This window comes from Streptomyces mangrovi (genome assembly GCF_900114215.1).
Classification (GTDB): Bacteria; Actinomycetota; Actinomycetes; order Streptomycetales; family Streptomycetaceae; genus Streptomyces; species Streptomyces barkulensis.
On the sequence record NZ_FOSG01000024.1, the window covers coordinates 1 to 20,902 of the forward strand.

At 68.5% G+C, this 20,902-nt stretch carries 9 protein-coding genes and 1 pseudogene; 4 read left to right on the forward strand and 6 right to left on the reverse strand.

The annotated features are described in order from the left end of the window. Positions 1-273 (forward strand): MiAMP1 family antimicrobial peptide (locus tag BM237_RS24795; RefSeq protein ID WP_139238167.1); only part of this gene is annotated, 273 nt, incomplete at its 5' end. Positions 274-467: 194 nt separating this feature from the next. Next, positions 468-758, forward strand: a pseudogene (locus BM237_RS24800) (transposase); the annotation flags it as partial. Between the two features lie 497 nt (positions 759-1,255). Here BM237_RS24800 and BM237_RS24805 read toward each other — a convergent pair. The 5 genes from BM237_RS24805 to BM237_RS24825 all read right to left on the reverse strand — a co-directional run bounded on the left by BM237_RS24805 (position 1,256) and on the right by BM237_RS24825 (position 13,415). Next, positions 1,256-3,982: a TerD family protein gene (locus BM237_RS24805; protein WP_093851964.1), complete on the reverse strand. Its 2,727-nt coding sequence runs from the start codon at positions 3,980-3,982 to the stop codon at positions 1,256-1,258. Then, positions 3,972-6,041, reverse strand: coding sequence for a DEAD/DEAH box helicase family protein (locus tag BM237_RS24810; RefSeq protein WP_093851965.1), 2,070 nt, complete (start codon positions 6,039-6,041; stop codon positions 3,972-3,974). Before BM237_RS24810 ends, BM237_RS24805 begins: the two co-directional genes overlap by 11 nt. Further along, positions 6,038-6,634, reverse strand: a complete 597-nt coding sequence (locus BM237_RS24815) for a hypothetical protein (RefSeq protein WP_093852025.1) — start codon at positions 6,632-6,634, stop codon at positions 6,038-6,040. The genes BM237_RS24810 and BM237_RS24815 overlap by 4 nt, the downstream gene beginning before the upstream one ends. Before the next feature lie 341 nt (positions 6,635-6,975). Next, positions 6,976-8,157, reverse strand: coding sequence for a hypothetical protein (locus BM237_RS24820; protein WP_093851966.1), 1,182 nt, complete (start codon positions 8,155-8,157; stop codon positions 6,976-6,978). Continuing rightward, on the reverse strand, positions 8,154-13,415 hold the full coding sequence (locus BM237_RS24825) for an ATP-binding protein (RefSeq protein WP_093851967.1): 5,262 nt from the start codon (positions 13,413-13,415) through the stop codon (positions 8,154-8,156). The genes BM237_RS24820 and BM237_RS24825 overlap by 4 nt, the downstream gene beginning before the upstream one ends. A gap of 239 nt (positions 13,416-13,654) precedes the next feature. On the opposite strand from BM237_RS24825, the gene BM237_RS24830 reads away from it, so the two are divergent. Together BM237_RS24830 and BM237_RS24835 are read left to right on the forward strand one after the other, a co-directional pair. Next, positions 13,655-15,886: a hypothetical protein gene (locus BM237_RS24830; RefSeq protein ID WP_139238168.1), complete on the forward strand. Its 2,232-nt coding sequence runs from the start codon at positions 13,655-13,657 to the stop codon at positions 15,884-15,886. Between the two features lie 168 nt (positions 15,887-16,054). Beyond that, a complete protein-coding gene (locus BM237_RS24835) occupies positions 16,055-19,153 on the forward strand; it encodes a hypothetical protein (protein WP_139238169.1) in 3,099 nt (1,032 codons plus the stop codon). A gap of 203 nt (positions 19,154-19,356) precedes the next feature. On the opposite strand, the gene BM237_RS24840 is transcribed toward BM237_RS24835, so the two are convergent. Next, the gene (locus BM237_RS24840) at positions 19,357-20,757 is read right to left on the reverse strand and encodes a HEPN domain-containing protein (RefSeq protein WP_139238170.1); all 1,401 of its coding nucleotides are present in this window, start codon (positions 20,755-20,757) and stop codon (positions 19,357-19,359) included. Between the last annotated feature and the right edge of the window lie 145 nt (positions 20,758-20,902).

Below are 20,902 nucleotides of genomic sequence, written 5' to 3' on the forward strand. Positions count from 1 at the left end.
GCCGTCCTGGTGATGAGCACAGGAGCGGCCTTCGCGAGCAGTTTCCGGGGCTGGTCCGGTGCGCACTACACCGGCACCAGCTCGGAGGTCACCAGGTGCGGCTGCAGCAACCTCAGCCTCAACCACCGCGGGTCCTACCGGTTCGACCACACGGGTCAGGACGCGAGCATGTTCAACACCCGCAACTGTCAAGGAAGCCCGCACTACACCTTCCGGGGCGACGCGTCGAGCCCCGCGCCCGTCGGCTGGCGGAGCATCTACATTCACTGCTGACCTCGACGCACTCCGCCGCGAACACCACGGGATCATCCGTCGGCGTGCATTCCATGAGGATGCACGCCGGGGGTGGTCCCTGCCGGAAGCGGGTCAAGTCGTCCCTCTCGGACGAAGTCCCCTGAGCTGACCCCGGTTTCGTGGAGTCCCTGAAGCCAGGCTTATGATCCTGGTCCGAAGGAGAACCACGAGCAGTGCCAGCACCACGTAAGTACCCGGACGAGCTCCGTGAACGGGCTGTCCGCGAGGTCCGCACCACCGGCCGGCCGATCGCCCATGTCGCCAAGGACCTGGGCATCCACAAGGAGGCCCTGCGGGGCTGGGTCCGCCAGGCCGAGGCGGACGCCGGCGAACGCGGCGACCGGCTGACCACTGCGGAGCATGAGGAGTTGAAGCAACTCCGCAAAGGGGTAGCGGAGTTGAGGCGCGCGAACGAGATCCTCAAAGCGGCGAGTGCGCTTTTTGCCCAGGAGCTCGACCGTCCCCGGACGAGGCCGACCAGGTGATCGACAGCCTGAAGGAATGTCGCTTGTCCGCACAGTTGGAACGTCGATAGATGGCTGGCCTGGGGTGCTGCAGGTCCATCGACAGCTGCGGGGTACTCCGGTTACCTGCGGCGATGAAGCCGTCTTTGGTGTGGTTACGCCACTGACCTGCGGTGCTGCACTTTGACAGAGGATGTCGCAACTCCGTCGACAATCCCGTTGCGGATGGTAGGGGGTGGGGGAGGTTGGGCCGAGCCGATGTCCAAGGGGTCTTGCGTCGGTTGGCCGGGCCGGAGCAGCCATTGGGCGGTGAGGGGAGCACACGGACCGTGGTCGGATGTCCAGTCGCCGCTCTGCAGGCCCCGGACCCGAGGGGCCGGCAGTCGACTGGTGTCTGTGGGATGTGTCTGATGCGGAGAGACCCCCCATCGTCTGTTGCGCCGACGAGATGCCCGCGCTGCCGAGCGGTGGTGGTGGGGGGCGCCGTGCTGCCGGTATCAGGCGTCGATGTCGATGCCGTAGTCGGTGGCCAGGCCTGCCAGGCCGGTGTTGTAGCCCTGCCCGACGGCGCGGGTCTTCCAGACCGGGCCGTGGCGGTAGAGCTCCACGGCGATGGTGACGGTCTCGCCCGCGGTGAAGGGCGGTGGCTTGAAGGAGAGGGCAGTGCCCGAGGCCTGGGTGATGTCGGCCCGCCAGGTGGTGCGGGCGTCGAAGACCGTGGTGGGGCGGGCTTCGAGGTCGATGCTGACAATGACGGCGATCTTGTGGATGTCCTCGGGAATGCGGGTGAGGTCGGCGGTGATGGTGTCGCTGCCGGCGCCGACCCCGTCTTGGTGAGGGTGGTTGTAGAAGACGAGGTCGTGGTCGCCTCGTACCTTGCCGCTGCCGGTGAGGAGGACAGCGGAGACGTCGACCGGTGCGCCGGTGGCCGTGATACGCACCGTGGTCGGTTCGGTTCCAAGGGAGGCGTTGCCTCCCTTGGCTAGCCGTTGCCGTGTGCCGGGTTCCTTGCCGTGAGGCGGCGCAGCGGCGGTGGGGGAGTCGGGCATGGCCGCAGACGGGCTGGTGCGGGTGAGCGTGGCGAGGGCGTGCTGGAGGAAGGGCCAGCCTTCGGTTTCTCCGCCAGGCCAGGGCCAGGCCAGACGCCGGGTACCGAACTGTTGGGGAGTGGGCGGTTGTCCGAGTGCTTCGTGTAGTTGCAGGTAGCGCAGGCTCTCGGTGGCCAGCCGGCTGAGCTGCCACTGCCGCTGGGTCTCTTCCGGGTTGCTCATCCACGTGTCGTGGTCGACGGGCTTGCCGCCTAGTTCTTGGTACACCCGCCGGGCGAAGTCGTAGCCGTCACCGCTCAGCAGGCGCGTGGGCCGGGCCTGCTGGGAGGGTGCTGGTTCGCCGATGGTGGTGTAGAGCGTTCCCAGGTCGCCTCCGGCCCAGTGGTTGGCCGCCGGAGTGGCGAACCGGGCGAACTGGGCCAGGGTGGGCGGACGTCCCTTGGCGGCGACGAAGCGGTGGTACTGGTGGGCGACCTCCTCCAACTCGGAGCGCCAGCGGTGCTGCAGGTAGGCGTCGAGATGGCGCTGGGCCCAGGCACGCCGGTGCCGGGTGATGATGTCCCGCACCTGCTCGAAGCCCTCGCGGCGTGTGCCGTGACTCATGCCGGAGGTGAGTGTCAAAGACCCGTACGACGTCTCGACCGTGCTGGCCCTGCTGTCGGTGATCTCTTCCTCCGGACCCAGATGCTGTTCGGCGGCGCGCAGCTCTTCGAAGAGGGAGGCATCGATCGGGCATCCGGTCGAGCGGAGTGCGGCCAGCGGCCGGCTGTAGTAGCGGTCGACGCCGGACAGGGTGGTGCGGGAGTAGGGGCCTTCGCACACGAACCAAGCGGTCAGCCCGACGCCGTGCCAGAACTCGGCCGCGGCACCGAAGGCTTGGGCCATCGTCTGGTGCGGCCGGGGGTTGCTGACGATGCTGCCAGGGTGGCGCTGCAGCGTCACCGTTCCCCACAGCCGCCCGGCCTGTTCGAGAACCTCGTCCGGCAGGCTCTGCCGGTACAGCTGGGGGGTGAACCCCTGCTCGGTGCGGGAAAGACTCATCAGGTTCTGATCGACCAGGCCCCACAGCGCAGGCATCCCCGGTGACTGGACGGCGTGCGCCTGGTCGAAGCCGGCCCACCAACTGTGCAGGGCCGCGGCCCGCTCCTCGACGGGGGACAGGGAGCTGCCAGCGCCCAGGAAAGCGGCGAGCATCGCCTGGATCTCGTCCTCTGCGATGCCCGCCTCGGCCGCCGTGCCAGCCGCCTGGGAGGACATGCCCACATACAGCCGCGGCTCGGGCAAAGCGGTGATGACCTCCTCATCCGGGTGAGGAGGGGCCTGAAGGTAGTCCAGCACGGCCAGCCAGTCGCCCGCGAAGTAGGCGGAGACGACCGGCTGCAGCGCCCGGGTGAGCACCCGGCGCGCCAGGGCCGTGCCGTTCTTGGCCTTCTTGGCGAAGCCAGCCATCAGCCCTTGCAGCTGCTGAATCCGATGACGGGCGGCGATCTCCGTATGATCAGCCGCGGCGAGGGCATCCAGCAGGTTCAGACGGGCTTGCTGCTGCCCCGTACGGTCCAGTGCGTGCCAGCCGCCGCCGAAGCGGAAGACCTCCAGCACCCCGGCGTCGATGCCCAGCAGCCGGTAGCGCTCCTCAATATGTGCCCAAAACCGCCGCTGTTCGGTGGGCGGGAAAATATCGCCCGCCGCCCGCAGGCGCACTGGCTGAAGCAGCGTCTCGAACAATGGCACCAGCAGCGCCCACAGCAGCACCGTGTCCGCACCCTCTACAACAGTGAGGCGGGCGGTGTCATCGGTGGCCAGCGTCAGCGCATGGGCGGGGCGCTCACGCAGCAGGTGGGGCAGGTTGACGGCCCCTGCCTTCACGGAGAGTTTCTGCGGCAGGTACCACGCGCCGCGCCGCTGCTGCTCGTGGACCCCGAACATGCCGGCGCAGAAGACCGCCTCGTCCCGGGTGAGGGCCGTCACTTCGACGGTGTCCGGGGTCCGAAGCCCTCGACCAGGGCAGATGACGGCAATCGATTGTCCGGCAAATGCCGTGGCCAGCAGCCGGGCCGCCAGTGCGTCGAGCTCGGCGAACCGCTGCTGCTGTCCGGCGGCCGCCTCGATAGCCAGCGCCTGCGCGGGATCGGTGTCGGTGGCCGGATGCCACCAGCGGGCCTGGCTACCGGCCACCGGTCAGCCTCCTCATGTACTCGACGAACTGCTCAAACGGCACCGGGGCGTCGGCGTTCTGGGCGTAGACGGCGTAGCGCTGGGCCATCAGCTGCAGTTCCCGCTCCGCCCGGCGGGCCTCGACCCGGTCCAGGTCATGCACGACGCGCTCCTCGACGCTTCCCCGCTCATAGAGCACGAACGCATCCAGGCCAGACGGAACCGCCGGCCCCAGCGCCCCGCCCTCACCGTCCCTGGGCGCGGGATCGTCCGCCAAGGGGCCGGCGTCGATCGGTGGAGTGTCGTGGACAAGGGCGGGGTCCATGTCGTTCTCCGCGCAGACGGCTTCGAGGTGGTCTTCGAGGCCGAGCTCGGCATGACAGACCACGTCCAGATACTGCCGGTCCGCTGCCAGTCCGGGATACCGCAGGACGCGCATGCCACGCCCGATGAACTGGTAGAACTCGCCGAAGCTGCCATACGGCCTGATCGGCACGACCACGGTGATGGGCGGGAAGTCATACCCCTGGCCGAGCATTCGCAGCTGCACGATGCCCTGCAGATCGCCCGAGTCGGACTCGAAACGCCGCCGCGTGGCCGCGATCGCCGTCGGCGACATGCTGTGGTGCAGCGTGGCACAGGCGATGCCGTGCTCCTCGGCGATCCGCGCGATCTGCTCGGCATGCCGCTCGCCCATCGCCGCGAACAACACCCGAGGCTTGATCGGGGCCAGCAGTTTGGCCTGCGTTTCCAAACACGCCCTGGTCACCCGCATTACCTGCCGGATCGGCGCATCGGACTGCGCGGTGATGCGGGCCATCTTCCGCTCGTCCCCCAGCGCGGCCAGCAGGGCGTCCCGGCCGGTGATCTCCTCGCACCGTCCGTCCGGCCACACCGCCTCGTATACCGTCGCCGCCGCATCGGGGGCGAAGCGGTGCATCCGCAGGTTCTTGGCCGAACCGTCCGCGATGGAGTCCACCAGCCGGTAGCGGTAGACGACGTCGGCATCGATCGGCTTGCCGTCCAGCCGCTGGAAACACGCTGACATCAGCAGCGTGCGTGCCGCATGGAAGTGGGCGAACAGCCGCTGGTAGGAGGCGCTGGCGGCGATATGGGCCTCGTCGACGACGATGAAGTCGATGTCATCGGGCTCCAGCTTGGCCAGCAGATGCCCAGGCTCCTCGCCGGTCCCCAGGGCGTGGAAGTTGGTGACCAGGATGTCCGCTGCCAGCAGCTGCTCCCGGCTGGCCCGGCTGATCTGCTGCTCGTCCGCGTCTAGGACCAGCGTGGCCGGAGGGCGGGCGCCGGGTAGCAGCGGCCCGCCCGCCAGCCCGTACAGGACGTTGCCCGGCGCTCCCGGGTCGAGGGCCTTGGCGAAGGTGCCGCGGATGACCGACCCCGGAGTCACCACCAGCACCCGCCGTCTGGTGAACGACAGTGCGGCCGTCACTCCCAGCGCCGTCTTGCCGGACCCGACCGCCATCACGGTGGCCGCATGCCGACCCCCGGAAGCGTAATAGTTCGCCAGCGCGGCCAGGGCCTCGTCCTGGCAAGCCCGCAACGGCCTGCGATCCACCTGGGAGCGCGCACCGGCGAAGTACTCCCTGCCGGTCTCCCGCTGCATGTAGTGGGGAGGGTCGGCCGCCCGCATCGGATCGCCGGCCATATCGGGGACATCCACCCGCGGCGTGTCGATCACAAACCGCGCCAGTGCCGCGTCCTGCCGCAACATCGCCTGCAGTTGGGCGACGCAGCGTGCCGTATCCGAGCGCACCGCATCGTAGGAGAACCGCAGCACGGTCAGGCCGGAGGCAGCCAGGTCGTTCTGCCGCAGCCGGTCATAGGTGAACGCTGCCCGGTCGCTGTGGAAGGCGAACCCGTCGAGCTCGACCGCCAACTGCAGCGAAGCACCTGCGATCAGGTAGTCCAGCCGGTAGGTGCGGTCGTTGACCGTCACCGGATACTGGCTGTGTACATGGGGCATGATGGCTGCGCCGACGGCCGGGCTGAGAACCCAGCGGAGGAAGGCCTCCTCTAGATAGGACGTTGCGGGGAGCAGCCGATCTAGACTCGCGGTCACGCTACCCTGCCCCCTGCCGCCTCGGCCTCCCAGGCAGCGATCTTCTCTGACAATCGGGTCACTGCGTCCTCGCCCTGTCCGAACCGGGCCAGCCGCCGGGCCAGAGCCAGGGCCTCGGTGAAGGCGCCTTCACGCTCAAGCAACGACACCAGCCGCGGAACAGAAGCGATGCGTACGAACGTGCCCGGGACCGGAGGGCCGTCGAAGGACACCGCCTGCGGCGCGGCCTCGACCAACTCCAAGTCCAACAAGGCGAACACCTCGAGTAACGCCAAACCTCCTGGATACGAACGCCGTGAGGACCACAGCCGATCGACCGCACCCTGCAAGACGAAGTGGTAGTCCATCGCCGAGCCCGGCAGCTCAAGCGCCTCCCAGACCTTGGTAGCCAGTTCCGCCCCGTCCGCATCAGGCGGCACGTGACGACTGGCCGGCATGGCCGACGTACTGCCCTCAGGAGTGGGCCACATCAACGAGCCATAGGACTGCTCAGAACGGCCATACGCGCCCCGGATGGCGCCGCGGGCAACCCCAGGACTGCCGTCAAAACCCAACCCCGGAATTTCCGCCATACGTTCGAACCACACGTGCATGCCCTGATCCCCGCCCCGCGCAGCGACCTCACCGCCGCTCGCCACAACAGCGGCACGCTACAGGACACCTACTGCTATGAGACGGAAATCGCCAAGACAGTGCCTGTGGCTGTCCTCCGTCACCCGCCAGCCGACGGCACCGCGTGGCAGGGTGCCTCTGCAGCGCGGGGACTACGCCGCCTCCAGGTGTACGGAATATGCGTTTCAGACGCGCAGCCCTGCTGATCACGGAGCCGCCCTGGCCGCCCGACCACTACACTGATGGTGTCCGTCAAAGCGGAATGAGCTCAGTCTCCGGACAGTGCGAGCAGCCGGATGGGGACCTCAAGGTCCAAGGTGCCTCAGCCGTCGTCGAAACCCTCGTCCTCGTCTGCCGACCTGTGGTGAACACTGATGCCCGCTTGGCAGCGTGAGAGGCCGATCGTGTCGTGTAGGCGTGTGAACAGGTCCGGGCGGATGAGCAGGTCCGCTCCCGCGACTGCGGGCAGAAGAGGCTCATAGTTCCCGTCGTGGACCAGGTGACCTCGCCACTGGCGGCAGATCATTGCCTCGCCGGTGGTGTCGCTGAGGCTGAAGCCACAGACGCCGCTCGTCGGTTCAAGACCGAGCAGTGCCACGACACTGGCGGCAGGCGCAAGGACGTAGGGCGGTGTTCCCAATCCGGTCGGGCGGCGGACTGAACCAGCCAGAGGGGCCGTACCGGTGTCAGCGAGTGCCACGAGGGCTTGGTCCTTGGTGCCGATGTACTCGGCTGCCGCATGCCCCTGCGCCGCTAGACCAACCGCCAAGCGCTGCCACGGGTGGATCCACAACTGCCAGGGGCCCCGGGAGACGGGCAGTGTGCCTGGGGGCGGATTGTCGCTGGCGGCTTCCAGCCCGACGATGAGCAGTACCTTACGGCTGGGCTGGTCCGGGTAGCGGCGTGCGGGGGTGCGGTGGTGCTCCACCAGGCCGATCTGCACCCATCCCGCGTGAGGACCGTCGTCGACTCGGGAGAAGGCCGCGGCTCCCCCCGGTAGACACCGCAGGCCGGCTACCTCGGCAAGCCCGACGGGAGGCCACGACTTCTCCTCTTGCTGGCTGTCGCTGAGCCAGGGCGCAGGGTCGAGCGACCAGCGCAAGGGTTCGGGGCGGGCCAGAGGGCGGGGAACGCGGGCGAGTTCGGCGCGTAGCGCTGCCTGGGGATCGTCGCGGAGCCGCGCTGCCATACCGCGCTCGAAGTTGCGGGCGTTGACGAGTTGGCCCGCCTGGGCAAGTGCGGCACGCAGGCCCGCAGCGGCCTGCTGCAAGGCGTCTTCTGTGGCGGCCTGGTCGGCGAGGTAGGCGTCGGGAAATAGGGTGCGGCTTGGGCTGGTCAGGAGATCAAGCTGCGCGTCCATCAGCGTTTGGACGCGTTGGGGGATTGCTTCGGTCACCAGGTCGATGACGGTCTCACGAAGCCCGGGAGGGTTGCCAGCGGCGTCGAGGCGGGCTCCTAGGTAGTGGTCGACGAGGCTGGTCGCGAAGTGCCGGGGATCTTTCATGCGGTGTCCCCGGTGTCGAGGAAGGCGGCAATGGCGCGTGCGAGGGTCGGATGGGCCGCGGTTGCCGGAGAGGCGGGCGGCTCATGGCCAGCACGGGCAAGAATGTCGGAGGCTTCCGTCCGGACGGAGAGCATGTCGCAGCTGCACAGGGCCACGAGCCGGTCGGTGAGAGCGGCATCCAGCGGTCCGTCCGGCAGGTGGCTTCGCAAGACCGTCAGGAGCCAGGTAAGAGGGCCGGCGCCGAGATCGAAGGAGAGGACATGCGCCAGCGCGGCCTGGGCCTGGCGGGGGCGACCGGCCAAGAGCACCGTCGCCACGACCAAGGCGCGCCGTTTGTCGCCGCGTTCGGGCAGGGCAATAGTTGCCAGAGCCAGTCGGCACAGGGCGGCATCGATGTCGTGCTGCGTGGCCGACTCCGGCGCTGGGCGGTAGGCGCCGTCGCCGAGATGGGCGTCACCCGGTAGGCGATGGGTGATGACCTCGAACGCCGCGTCCCAGCAGGCGAGCGCGTCGGCAGCCGGAGGCCGGGAAGTGTCCGGAGGCTGGACGGCGAAGGCCGAGACCAGCGCCTGGCTGACGCCGATGGTGTGGCTGTAGGACCGGGCGGCGATTGCGTGGGCCACCTGGTCTGCCAGACCCCGGATTGCTGTGGCGGCGTCGGCGGCGTACGCCTGCTGCCACAGTTCCAGCCGGTCGTTGCCGGCGAAGGAAAGCCACCCCCCGCCGCCCCGGATCTTGGTGAAGGCGAGTAGGTCGGCCGTGGCGGCGAGCCGGCCGAAGGCGTCGGGATCGATGTTTTGCCGGAGGCGAAGCCCGGTCGCGACATCGGCGAGCACCTCGAGGGGACCGGAGCTGCGCATCCCGTCGGCGATCCGATGCAGAAGCTGGACGGCTGCGTCGGTTCCCTGGCTGACGGTGACCTCGACGAGCCGCCATCCGACCGCGTTGGCCAGAGCGTCCATGGACCACCGTGGGCCCGGTGCATCGTCGTACGCCTTGCTGCTGTGGTCCCGGACCGCGGCAAGGATGCCGGCAGAGCCTTCGGGCAGTGCGGGGCGCTGCTGGGCGTGCAGGTAGGTGAGCGTGGGGTAGCGCTTTTCCGGACTGAACCACTGACGAGACGTGGTGTTGTGGGTGGGCTTGGGCGCCCGGGGCGGGCCGCTCTCACCGCCGCAGCGTTGTGCTGCCGTGTACAGCGCGGTGGTGGGTTCGTCTCCTGCGGCATGAGATGCGTAGATGAGGGGCTGGTCGTCGTAGGTGGAGGTGATCGCATTTGCGAGGATCGGCAGGAGGCACCGTATGCGTGCCGCGTCGCCGCCGGGCAGGGCGGCCAGCCTCCTGAGCAGGGCGATGTCAGCCTCGAGACTGCGGCCGTCGGGTCCTGCAGCGATACGGAGCGCGGCCAGGACCACAGGGTCGGCAGCGTCGGCCTGCGTGGCCAGCAGCTGCCGGTGGGCTGCGTCCACCCAAGCATCGGGCAGCCCCGGCTCGGCCAGCAGCACCTGGGCGCCCAGCTGCGCGGCAGCTTGCGGGTCCAGGCGCGCGAGGGAGCGCCACCACTCCTGTGGTGTTCCCGCCGTGCCCCGCCCGTCGGTGCAGGCCGTGACGAGATACACAAGAGGCTGCGTACACGCCAGCCGCACACGCGCCTGGACGGGATCGGCCTGCATGAGTTGGGGCAGCGGGTCCAGCAGCTCCTTGATGGTGATGTCCTTGTGGCTGCCGTAGGCGCCCATGTAGCGAGCGGCACGCTCCCAGCAGCGCTGCGCTTCTTGCGGGTCGCCGCAGGCGAGACTCACGCGGGCCATTTCCAGCTCGAAGTCGGCGTCCTCCGCATACAGCGCACGGCGCTCGGCCTGCGCCGCGCGCAGCTTGCACATGAGCTCGTGCACGACGTCGGCCCCGGCCTGGCCGACGCTCTCGGCGAGCAGGGACAGCAGCTCCGTGGTGATCAGAGGGCCAGTCCCGGCCATACCCATGAGAGACGTGGTGGTGCCGCGGCTGATGGCCTGCAAGGAAGTGATGCCCAGCGCCACGTCGTTGCCGCGGAGCAGGACGACGGCATCGTGCAGGACCTGCCGTACGAGCCGGTGGATGTCCGCGAGGTCACAGGCACGAGGACGGCCCGAGAACGGGTCCGCGTGCTGAGCCAGCTGCTCGAGCGCCACACGGACGGCAGATGAAGCGGCCTCGGCCGAAGTCCTGCCCGCATCGACGTCATGGCGCAGGCCAAGCGTGGCAATGGTGAAGCGCAGCCAGGCCCGGTAGAAGCCGACTCCGCCCAGCCGGGGGAGCAGCCGGGCGGGCGCCTGCGGATCGGATGCCTGAGCCACGGCCAGCAACGCCAGCCACCTGCTCACCGGTCCGGACAGCCCGCTGGCACGGTCGGTCAGCACCTCCTGCGTTGCTCCTGCAAGAACTCCAGAGACCTCCCCGGAAAAGACCTCCTCGGCAAGGTCCGCCACCGCCACGCCATGGCGGAGCAGACGCCGTGGGTCGCACGGCCCGCTGGCCCAAGCCGCGGTGGCCAGCGTGCGCGGCGACGGCAGCGTGCCGCCTGCATGGCCGTAGGCATCAGCAAGATGCAGCAAAAGGGCCGCGCGCCGGTCGGGGCGTTCGACGAGTTCCGCGCTCTCGATCAACGGGTCGGGCCCCAGACAGTCCAGCAGCACACCGAGCGCACGCTCAGGGGATGTCAGGGCTTCCTGGTCGAGGAACCGGGCCACCCGCTGCGCGAGCGTGCGCGGGGCTTCCCCAGACTCAGAATCGTCGGCGTCCCGCCGGGGCAGCCGGATCCGCCCGCGCAGCTCCACGAGGAGGAGTGCCTCGTCACTTTCGGAACCGTAGTGGACTCGCTCGCTCTCACGTGCCTCCTCCCAGGCCGTCAGGTACGCCTCCCACGGGGCGGCGCAGCCGGCCCGGTCGACTGCCGCGCACAACTGCAGGCCCCACCGCGCCGACATCGTAGGTACACCCTCGTACATCAAGCTTGCCGCCACGCGGTCGGCTCCTGACAGGGCCACCAGCACATCTGCGTAGGTCACCAACGAGCCGGGGACGCCCTCGTCCTCGTAGGTCGCCCGCGCCCGGCTGAGTTCGATACAGCGCACCAGCATCGGCCAGTCGTTGCGGGCCGCCGCGCGCCGTGCGACGACGGTCAGGGTGTGGGCGATGGCGGCTGGAGGCTGCAGCCCGGCAATCGCACGGGAGAGGAAATCAGGCCCGATCAGTGAAGAGAGCTCGTCATCGCGGCCCAGGGAGGACAGGAGCTCAGGGAGGTGCCGGAATGCGCGTGCATCCGTGAAGAACCCACGCTGGGAGAGCCACTCGGCAGCCTGGGCACGGACCTGATCGATCCACCTGTGGTCGCCAGCGCTCTGGCGGATGTACCGGCTGAAACTCTCGTGGTGGATCTTCAGACCGCCGATGCCCGGCTGCTGCGCGATGATCGGCGCCACTTTGGTCAGCGCGGCGCCGATCAGGAACCCGGGCAGCGGAAAAATCTCCCCAAGCTCGTCAGCGGTCACGGCGAAGTCGCAGACGGCCAGCATGCTGACGGCATAGCGCTGCTCGGCGGTCAGACCACGCAGCAGGTAGGCGTAGTAGTCATCAAGGTCGTGCGCTGACGATGGGACCGCGCGCAGCCGGTCGAGGGGATCGGCTCCGGCGTCCGGTGCAGGTAGCGATCCCAGGCTGGGGGGCGGCCCGACAGCCTGATGGCACAAATAGGTCGCGTAGAGGGCGTTGCCTTGCGAACGCTCTTCGATCAAGGTGATGGCAGTCTCCGCCCTGTCTGCAGGCCCGACGTCAGCAGCGGACGACGCCATGGCCGATACCACGCCCAGACGATCCGCCAGAGCCCGCAGCTCGGGGCGGTTGAGCGGAGGCACGGTAACGCGAGCGGCACCGGTGGACTGAACCCTCTCAAGGTGAGAGCCGGGCTGACCGGCCATAACCAGGGCGGCACCCGGCGGCAGCCTCAGAGCAGTCAGTTCCTCGACCAGACAGGCAGCGGGGTCCACCTGATCACGAAACGCGCTGCCGACGTTGTACCCAAGCACCCGGCTGACGTGGTCGATTCCGTCCACGATCAACGCAACCGGCCGGTCCGGGGTCAGGCTGCGCACCGCAGCGACAGCGGCCGCGAGCGTTTCCCGCGTGGCCGCGTAGCGGGGTCTGACCTTTTCCACCGCCTCTGGAGCGACCGTCTTAAGCTGCTGAAGGAGGCTGCCGATCACGACCTCCGTGAGCACACGCTGCTCACGGTCGACATCCGCGGGCCCGAGCCAGCAGTGGTGCCGTACCGCGATCCAGGCGTCGCGCAGCGCATCACCGAGCTGCTCGCACAACCACGACTTGCCGATGCCAGGAGCGCCGGTGACCACCACGATGCCTCCGTGCTCCGCTGCCTCCTCCACGGCGGCGACCACTGTCGTGAGCACCTTCGGGCGGGTCACCTCGGTGGCACGGTCCACGGGGTGCCCTTCACGCACCGCCCCGAAATCAACCTCCAAGCCCAGCCGCGGAAGCAGATCCTCGATCGCCACGGTTCCGACCCGGCTGCGCGCCGCCTTGGCCGCCTCGATGAGAGCCAGCGCCACGTCCTCGGGTGCGCGGTGCCGGTTCGGCGGTCGTCCGGCTCCTAGTTCTTCCGTAATGCGACGCAGCAGGGCCGCTTCGGCCGGGCCCGGCTCGCGGATGTTGAGCGAACACGCTGGAACATCTGTATCGACGATGAGGGCGGCACAGGCACGGTCGAGCAAGTCGTCGCTGACCTCGGCGAGCATCGTCTTCCACGGGTCTTGTGCCCGCAGCGCAGCGGCGTCGAACCGGAAACGCCGGCTGCTCAGGCCGTGCAGAGCCGACCCGGGATCGGCGCTTGCGCTGACCGGCCGCAGCACCCGGACCAGATCAGGATCGTCCGGCTCCGTGTCGCGCACCACGAGACGGTGCGAGGTGCCGGGATGCGATGCGAGATCGCGGTCTATGGAGGAGAAGAGGAGATCCAGACGCAGGCCCCGGATGTCCTTAGTGAAACTCTCTACCGACAACGCGCGGTCGTGGTCCGTGTGCTTGATCTGCAGCCGCTCACGGCCGCCGGTGCCCCACTCACAGGTGACGTCATCGAACCGGTCCCCGGCGAACATCTTCGTGTCGACCACCACGGACCTTGCACGCCCCACCGCCAGGTCCACCAGGCGCAGCGCGGTGAGCAAGTCCTGGTAGGCGTAACCGAGGTGCGTCGGGCGCAGCCCCATGGCCCCCTCCCAGCGTGCCGTGTATCCGTGCGTCGCCCAAAGCGTGCTTGCCGCGGTCACCCTAACTCCCACGAGGCGCCGGGACAGAACGCAATAGACAGGGGCAGGTGCGCTGATGCCGCTTACGCGTCCCAGCGCGTCAGTACCGGACCACCTTCGCCCTCGCCGGAACACGGACGCTGCAGGGTGGCGCTCTATGAGGTCTTAGGCTTCCTTCCGTAGGGGAGCCGTAAGGCAGCATGGGGGGAGAGACCGTGCGGCTGTCGTCGTTGAGTGAACGGCTGGTTGCCATCGGGTTTGAGCGGCTTGCCCAGGGCGTGCCGGCCGTGCTGAGCAGCTCCGCGTTCGCTGGCGAGCTGGCGTTCGGGGCGCCGGAGGGCTGGCAGAGTGTGTGCGAGCCGTCGTGGGAGCAACTGGCCGCACGCGCTGGGGAGCTTCTCGCCGATGGACCGTTGTTCTTGGTGCCGACGTGGGAGCGAAGGGCGAACCCGGCCAGGCGCCGTGCCACCGATCCCGACTCCTACTACGTCGAGGCCATGACCTCGTGCCGCCCACCTTCACCCGACGCCGTGATGGCGGTGCTGCTTCCGGCGCAGGCGTGGACCTCGGACCGACCCGGGCTGGCCGAGATGCGCATGAAGGTGGCCGAGCACTGGGACACCCTGCTCGTCGTCTACGGGTTCGGCACCCTCACGCATCTGCATGCGAGTGTGGAATCGGTCGTCGTGTTCCTGCGGGCGCGAGCGCAGACCAGGCCGGTACTGAAGGTCTTCCGGGTGCCGTACCGCCCGGATGAGGCGGCCGTCGTCAAGGACTTTGAGCGGCTGCTGGCCCGCGAGGGTGGCAGGGGAGAACACGGCTACGTGCTGCGGGAGGTACCCAGCCCAGAGCAGGGCCTGTACTTCGACCGCTTCGACCCACACATCCTTAGGCGCCGCGAGGACCTGACCGGCTTCGGCGCCGTCAACGCGCTCGGTGATCTCTTCACCTTCCACCGCACTGCTTTCAGCGAGGCAGCCCTGAGGAAGGGCAAGCAGCTGACGTCACCGAAGGATCCCGGTGCGGTGCGCATCGTCCGGCCGCGGGACATCGGCCGGGACGGCACGATTGCCCCGCCGTCGGAGGAAACCCTGTGGGCGACCATCCCCGCGGATCTGCAACTCGCCCCCGGGGACCTGGTGATACGCCGCCTGCACGACCCGGTCACGGTGTCCCCACATGGTTTCTTCACCGCCGAGGTCACCGACGAGCACCTCCCCGCCGCCGCATCTGACAATGTGGTGGTCCTACGACCCATCAAGCCGCTCTCCCGGCCGCAGGCCCGCTTGATCACCATGTTCCTGCGCACCCCGCTCGCCCTGAGCCTGGCCGGGCCACGGCCGGTCACCACCGTGGAAGCGCTGTCCGCGCTGCCTGTCCCGCAGCCTGACGAGGCGCTGACCAAGGCCCTTGACGAACTGACGGCCGCCAAGCAGCAGTTCAAACGGTGGGAACAGGAGGCGGACTCGGTGATCGAGTCCGTCTTCCTGGAGAAGACCGCGGCCCGGGCACGCGCCCGCGTCATCGACTCCGGCCGCGCACTGAGGCTGCGCGTCGAAGCAGCCTCACTGCTCGACGACCTCGGCCACAGCGTCCGCACCCGCTTCCCCTACCCCATCGCCTACCGCTGGCGCGAGACCGAGGCCCGGATCAGCTCAGGCGACGCCCAGGCCGCCTACGCCGCGATCCTGGACACCGCCGAGGAACTGCTGTGCTACATCGCCCAACTCGTCCTCGCCCTCACCCACGCAAGACAGATCACCTTGGGGGCGGTGACGGCGATCCGGGACAAGCTCGCCGGCGGGCGCAGCGGCCCGGGCTTCGGCGACTGGGCGAATGTACTCAACGAAGCCGCGACCAGCCGACAGCTCAACAACCTCCCCGAAGCCCACCCCCTGAACGACATCCGGACACTGCTGGCACATTCGGATGCCGAGAAGGCCCGCCAGGCCCTGAGCGAACGTCGCAACGATCAAGCCCACCTGCGGCGTGTCGACCCGATCGACCTGCCCCACGCCATCGACGTCGCCTTCGCCGACCTGACCCGCCTGGTCGAACGGGCCCGCTTCCTGGCCGACCTGCCCCTGCTGGAGGTCACCGACGTCCGCTGGGACACCTTCGCCCGCAGCGCCCGGGTGGAATACCGGGAACTGGCCGGAGACCACCCCGTCGTCCCGACCCGCACCATGACCCCATCCAACAACGACCTGGAAACCGGCAGCCTCTACCTCCGCGACACCGACGGCGCACTGCACCTGCTGCGCCCGTTCCTGATCGGCCGGGACTGCCCGACGTGCCGCACCTGGTCCACCTTCCACGCTGATCGCGTCCCCCAGGGCGCCGTCGTCTTCAAGAGCCTCGAACACGGCCACACTTGGGAAGACAAGTCCCCTGGCACCCGCCGCCTGCTGAGCCACGTCGGCCTTGTGTGAAACCACAATCCCGGCAGACTGCGGCGGCGATGGCCAAGCCCACACGCACCACCCCGATCAGCCAACGGAGACGGGCTGCAGCCGAAAGGGGGGAGCGCGCCACGGATGTCGGTGGGGTGTTGGACACTGGTCGTGCGTGACTGCGGCAGTGAGACCAGGGGGAACGACGTGAGCGATGACGCCGTCCAGCTTGAGCGGCGTATCCGCTTCGCCCTGAGCATTCTCGGTGAGAGCAACAGCCACCACGAGTTCGAGGCTCTGTGCCTGGGCCTGGCGCGCCGGAGGATCACCAGCAACCTGTTGCCGGCGACCGGGCCCGTCAGCAGCGGCGGGGACCAGGGCCGGGACGCCGAAAGCCATTGGACCAACATTCCCCAGGAGCTGCCCGGCACGTCTCTGTTCGCGGCGCTGGCCTCCACCAAGCGGGTGGTGATGGCCTGCACCATCCAGGGCACCAAGGTGCCGGGCAAGATCCGAAAGGACCTGGCATCGATCTGTGGGCGGGGCACACCCGTGGATCGCGTCATCTACTTCACGGTGACCGCTGTGCCCACCAGGAAGCGGCACGACCTGATCGACGAAGCCGCTCGGACGCACCAGGTCGAGTTGGAGATCTGGGACGCGGCCGCCCTCGCCGTCCACCTCGCCGACTACGACCTGTTCTACCTCGCCGTCCAGTACCTCCACCTGTCCTCCGACCTCGCTCCGCCGCGCCCGGACGGGGCCGGCGAACTGCCCGACTGGTACGTCGAGGCCCGCCAGCGGTGGCAGGCGAGCGACGAGCCCGGCCGCACGCTGGGCGACCTGGTGGACCTGCGGGGCCCGCTGCGCCACGCCACCTTCTACGACGAGGCGCGGGCCGACCTGCCGGAATGGATCGGCCACGTACGTGCCCTGCTGGTTGCCGCAGCGGGGGAGCACACCGCTCTGCGGGCCCGCTACGAGATTGTCGTGGCAACCCTGCGCGGCCTCGGCGACATGCGCCCGGCGGACCAACTGGCCCGTGACTTCTTCGACACGGTCATCTCCGACGACACCCTCACCGATCCGGGAATCCTCGAGGATGCCGTCGTGCTCCTCGGATACGCATTCGGGGCGCTGCTGCGCGGCCTTACCGCGCTATCCACAGACGAGCTGTGCGGCTGGCAGCACCTGCTGGCCGACAAGATCGACCGCCTGCTGGAGGCGGAACCGCCCGCCAACGCCATGGCTCATCTGCTGGCCATGCGGGCCCGCTTGGCTCTGCACACCGACATGACCGCCGACTTCGAATCCGTGCCCGAGGACCTGCCGACCGTCGCGGAAGTCACCGCATCCGTTGTCGAAGCGGTAGAAGCCGGTGAGCCGATACCTGCCCTGCAGACAGGACCACCGCTCACCGACCTCGACACTGCCATGAGCACCCTGCACCGGCTGGGCCACCACCTGGACAACGCGCCGTTGTTCCCCATCGAGCACACCGCCGACCTCTTCGACTACCTCACACCCGTACTGGTGGACCACCCGCTGTACCGGGAGGTCCGCGACCTGCTCGATCAGGCCACCGACCGGGTCACCGGCCAGACCGCACGCGGCGAACGCGCCCAGTCCCGCGGCCACGCCCTGATCAAGAGCGGCCGCCTTCCGCAAGCACTCCAGGAGATCCACGAAGCCAAAGCCAACTGGCTGCGCGGCGACACCCTCGAGGGCGGCCTGATTATGCTGCTGCTGTGCGCGCGCCTCTACAGCGAACTCGGCCTGCCCATCGCCGCCAAGCAACACGCGCTCGCAGCCGCCACCGCCGCGAAGTCCGCACCTAACCCCGAACTTCGCCGCTTCATCCCTCGCGGCGTCATCCTCGCCGCCCGCTACGACCGACAGGCTGGAAACTGGATCTCTGCCACCCGCCTGTTCTGCATCGGCCTCATGGCGCAGAACGCCTACTGCGACGAGTCGTACAACCACGAACGCTATCCTTATGTCTGGGAGATGATGGCCGACCAGGCGCTCACCCTGCGCGTGGCTAGCGCGGTGCGGCCCGGCTTCACTCCCCTGCTCCGCGCGATCACCGCCTCCGTGGGCATCGACACCGTCATCGACGAGATGCTCGCCCCGACCGCCGGTGCCCCCACAGCAACCGAAGAAACCTACGCCAAGGAGGCCGATGCCCAAGGCGTGGGACGGCCCTTCAGCGACGCCGGTCCTACACGCCGCTACGCCTGGAACGCGCTCGGCGTCGACTGGGAGACCACCTGCCCGAACGAACGGCCGTCGGTACTTGCTGCCGAACGCTACACCGCAGCACTTCAGGTGTTCCTCGGTGAACTCGCCACACAGGACCCGCTGTTCCTTCCCGGACGCCTGAGCGTCGAGATCCGCGCAGACACCACCCTGTCTCATGACCAGCCCGCTGTCTGTGAGCAGAGCGCCGACCGGGATACCAACCGGTGGAGGCTGCGCCTGCCCGCGGCTGACCCCGTACACCTGGAAACAGAGCCCTCCCGCCTGCTCACTGCCCTGATCAGGGTGGTGATCTCCCAGTCACTGCTCTCCGACGAGGCCTTCATGCACCTCGTCGAGCAGGCGCTCGCCGGCGGCCTCTGGCACAAGCTCCTCGCCGGCCGCCCCTACGACGAACTGGCCGACTTCCTGCGGCCCGCCGACTACCAGACGATGGCTGCGCTCGCCGACCCAGCCGTCGGAGCAGGTACGCCGCACGGCCAGGCGAAAACGACTGCCCTGCCGACCCGAACCGGGCCTGGACCCGGCTACGAGCATGAGACAGCCCTCGAGATCACCCGCAACCGTTATGCCGTCATGCTCCCTATCGTGCGCTACACCCTTCCTCGCCTGGCCACAGACTCCGGCTTCCGGCGTACGGTCACACAACTGAGGCAGGAAGGGTGGCGCGACTGGCACCTGCTGACCGCCATCGCCAACGCGGTCGGAAACCATCGCATCCAGCAGCAGGGCCTGCACCCGTCCCCGGACGACTCAGAGGAACACCGAGCTCGCATCCTCGCCGTCCTGCAAGCCCCCGAACATCCCGACGACCCTCCTGTTCCTGCTGAGGCGTTCACGGAACACGCCCTTCGCTCACACCTGTCCATGGCTGCCGTGAGCACCGCGCGCGGCTTTGGCCTTGTCATCCGCCATGGCTCTCTTGACCCTCAGGCACTGCTGTCGGTACTTGGTGACCGGTATGGCTACTGGACGGACGTTGAACACCCCGATGTGTTCGAATGGCGATCTGCTGCTGACCATCCTGCCGACGTGCCCACCTCGTAACACGGGGAGCCGCGCATCGCCGCGGTTGTTCCGGCCCCTGGAGGCACAAGTCATGCCGGAGCCAGAGGCCGGGAGCCTCCTTGCGGGCCGTGAAGGTAACGGGGCCTGCAGAAGGAGCCGCCCGGCGGGGCTGGACCGCCGTCGAGCCGACCGGCCACGGGAACCGCCTCACCTACTCTGGCCGGACGATCAGGCGGGGCTCGTCAGTTTTTCCCGTATGCCGTCGTCGCGGGCGGGGAGGCCGTGAAGAAGGCGTTGAGGATCTCGGCCACGCGATGGCGTTCCCGGTTCGACAGCAAGGATCGGTCCAGGTCGCTCAGCACCTGCTCACCCATGGTGTCGGTGGTGACGAGCCACCGCAGGAACACGCCGAACGCCGTGCGCCGGATGTCGGCCAGCCGCTCGGTATCGGTCGTGCCGTCCTTGGAGTGGATGACTCCTTCCTTCTCCCCGTGGGCATACTTGGAACGGAGCTCATACGCCTTTTTGATCACCCCGGCTACGGCCAGGCGGGCCTCGTCCTGATCCCACAGAGCCGCTGCCCGCTGATGAGTCCGGCGTCGGCTGTCCCCCTGCCCGTCAGCAGCTGCCACGGCTTCCATGGCGATGACGTAGTCCAGCAGCACGTCGTCAGCCTCTGCCTCATCGACGTAGGTGCCGCCCCAGGTGCGTTGGGTGGCCCGCATCAGGCGACTGGCCGCGCTGGTCAGCGCACGAGCGGTCGGCGTCGGGTCTCCCCTCCTGTTTCCCTTCATGACGACGCGGGAACGGACTGCGCCGACCAGGGTATGGACGGTGGTGCAGAACGCGGTGAAGGTTGGCAGCTCGGAGTCCGTCACGACATAGCCGTACGCGCGATGGCTTTCTCCCACTTCCTCGCCATAGTGATCGTGGCGCGGTTCGATGACGGGTGCTCCGGAGCGGAGGTCACTACGGCGTCCGGGTTCCACCCGGAAGTACGCCTCGGGGTGGAGGGGGTGATCGGGGTCCCACAGCTGCAAGGTCAGCAGGACATCCAGGTGTCGGCGTTCGGGGCGCATGTCGAGGTCGGGCAGAAGGAAGTGGCCCCGATAAGGGGAGTCGTCAGGCCGGGGGAGTTGGAGGAAGGCCGCGCCGTGCAGAGTGTCCGGGTCCAGGCTCGGCGGCCGCAGGAAGCGCCGCATGGAAGGCAGAGGCATGAGCCGGACGAGATCATCGGCACTGGCGGCGCACAGCCGGTAGTCGCCTAGCGTCAGCTCCGTACCTTCCGGAAGCTCGATGTCCAGCAGAACCCAAGTCTGCACCTCAGGGGTGTCACGGAGACAGAACGCGGCAATGTCAGCGGCCAACTTCTCGACCGGTACCTCCAGGCCGCTGGCGAAGGCCTCAGCGACCCGGCCGAGCCCGGTCATGTCGATCATTACGGTGCCGCTGAGCGCGGTTCCGTCCTTCGTATACAGATCCGGGCGGCGGGAGGCCGGAGCCAGGTCCGTCACCGCCGTGTCGACCGCTTTCCAGGAGGCGCGGCCGCTCAGCTCCGCGGCGGACCATGCTTGGGGTGGGTGCGTCCGCAGGTCCTCCAACCACTTCTGCAGCGCGTCCTTCACCGCCACGTGTTCACTCATAGGCACAACGCTAGAGCGCGCTTGTGCCAGCCCGCGACGGAAATAACCCATGAACCCCGGGGACTGTCCGTCTGGAGGATTTACAAGGGACGCCCTGTTGATCGGCGCTGCCCAATGGGCTCCTGCACCGTTGAGGCGTCTCTGC

Excerpts from the sequence above, each read along its gene's own strand:
- BM237_RS24840 (WP_139238170.1), bottom strand. The coding sequence starts at position 20,757 with ATGAGTGAACACGTGGCGGTGAAGGACGCGCTGCAGAAGTGGTTGGAG.
- BM237_RS24820 (WP_093851966.1), bottom strand. The coding sequence starts at position 8,157 with ATGAAAGATCCCCGGCACTTCGCGACCAGCCTCGTCGACCACTACCTA.
- BM237_RS24830 (WP_139238168.1), top strand. The coding sequence starts at position 13,655 with ATGGGGGGAGAGACCGTGCGGCTGTCGTCGTTGAGTGAACGGCTGGTT.
- BM237_RS24825 (WP_093851967.1), bottom strand. The coding sequence starts at position 13,415 with ATGGGGCTGCGCCCGACGCACCTCGGTTACGCCTACCAGGACTTGCTC.
- BM237_RS24815 (WP_093852025.1), bottom strand. The coding sequence starts at position 6,634 with ATGCACGTGTGGTTCGAACGTATGGCGGAAATTCCGGGGTTGGGTTTT.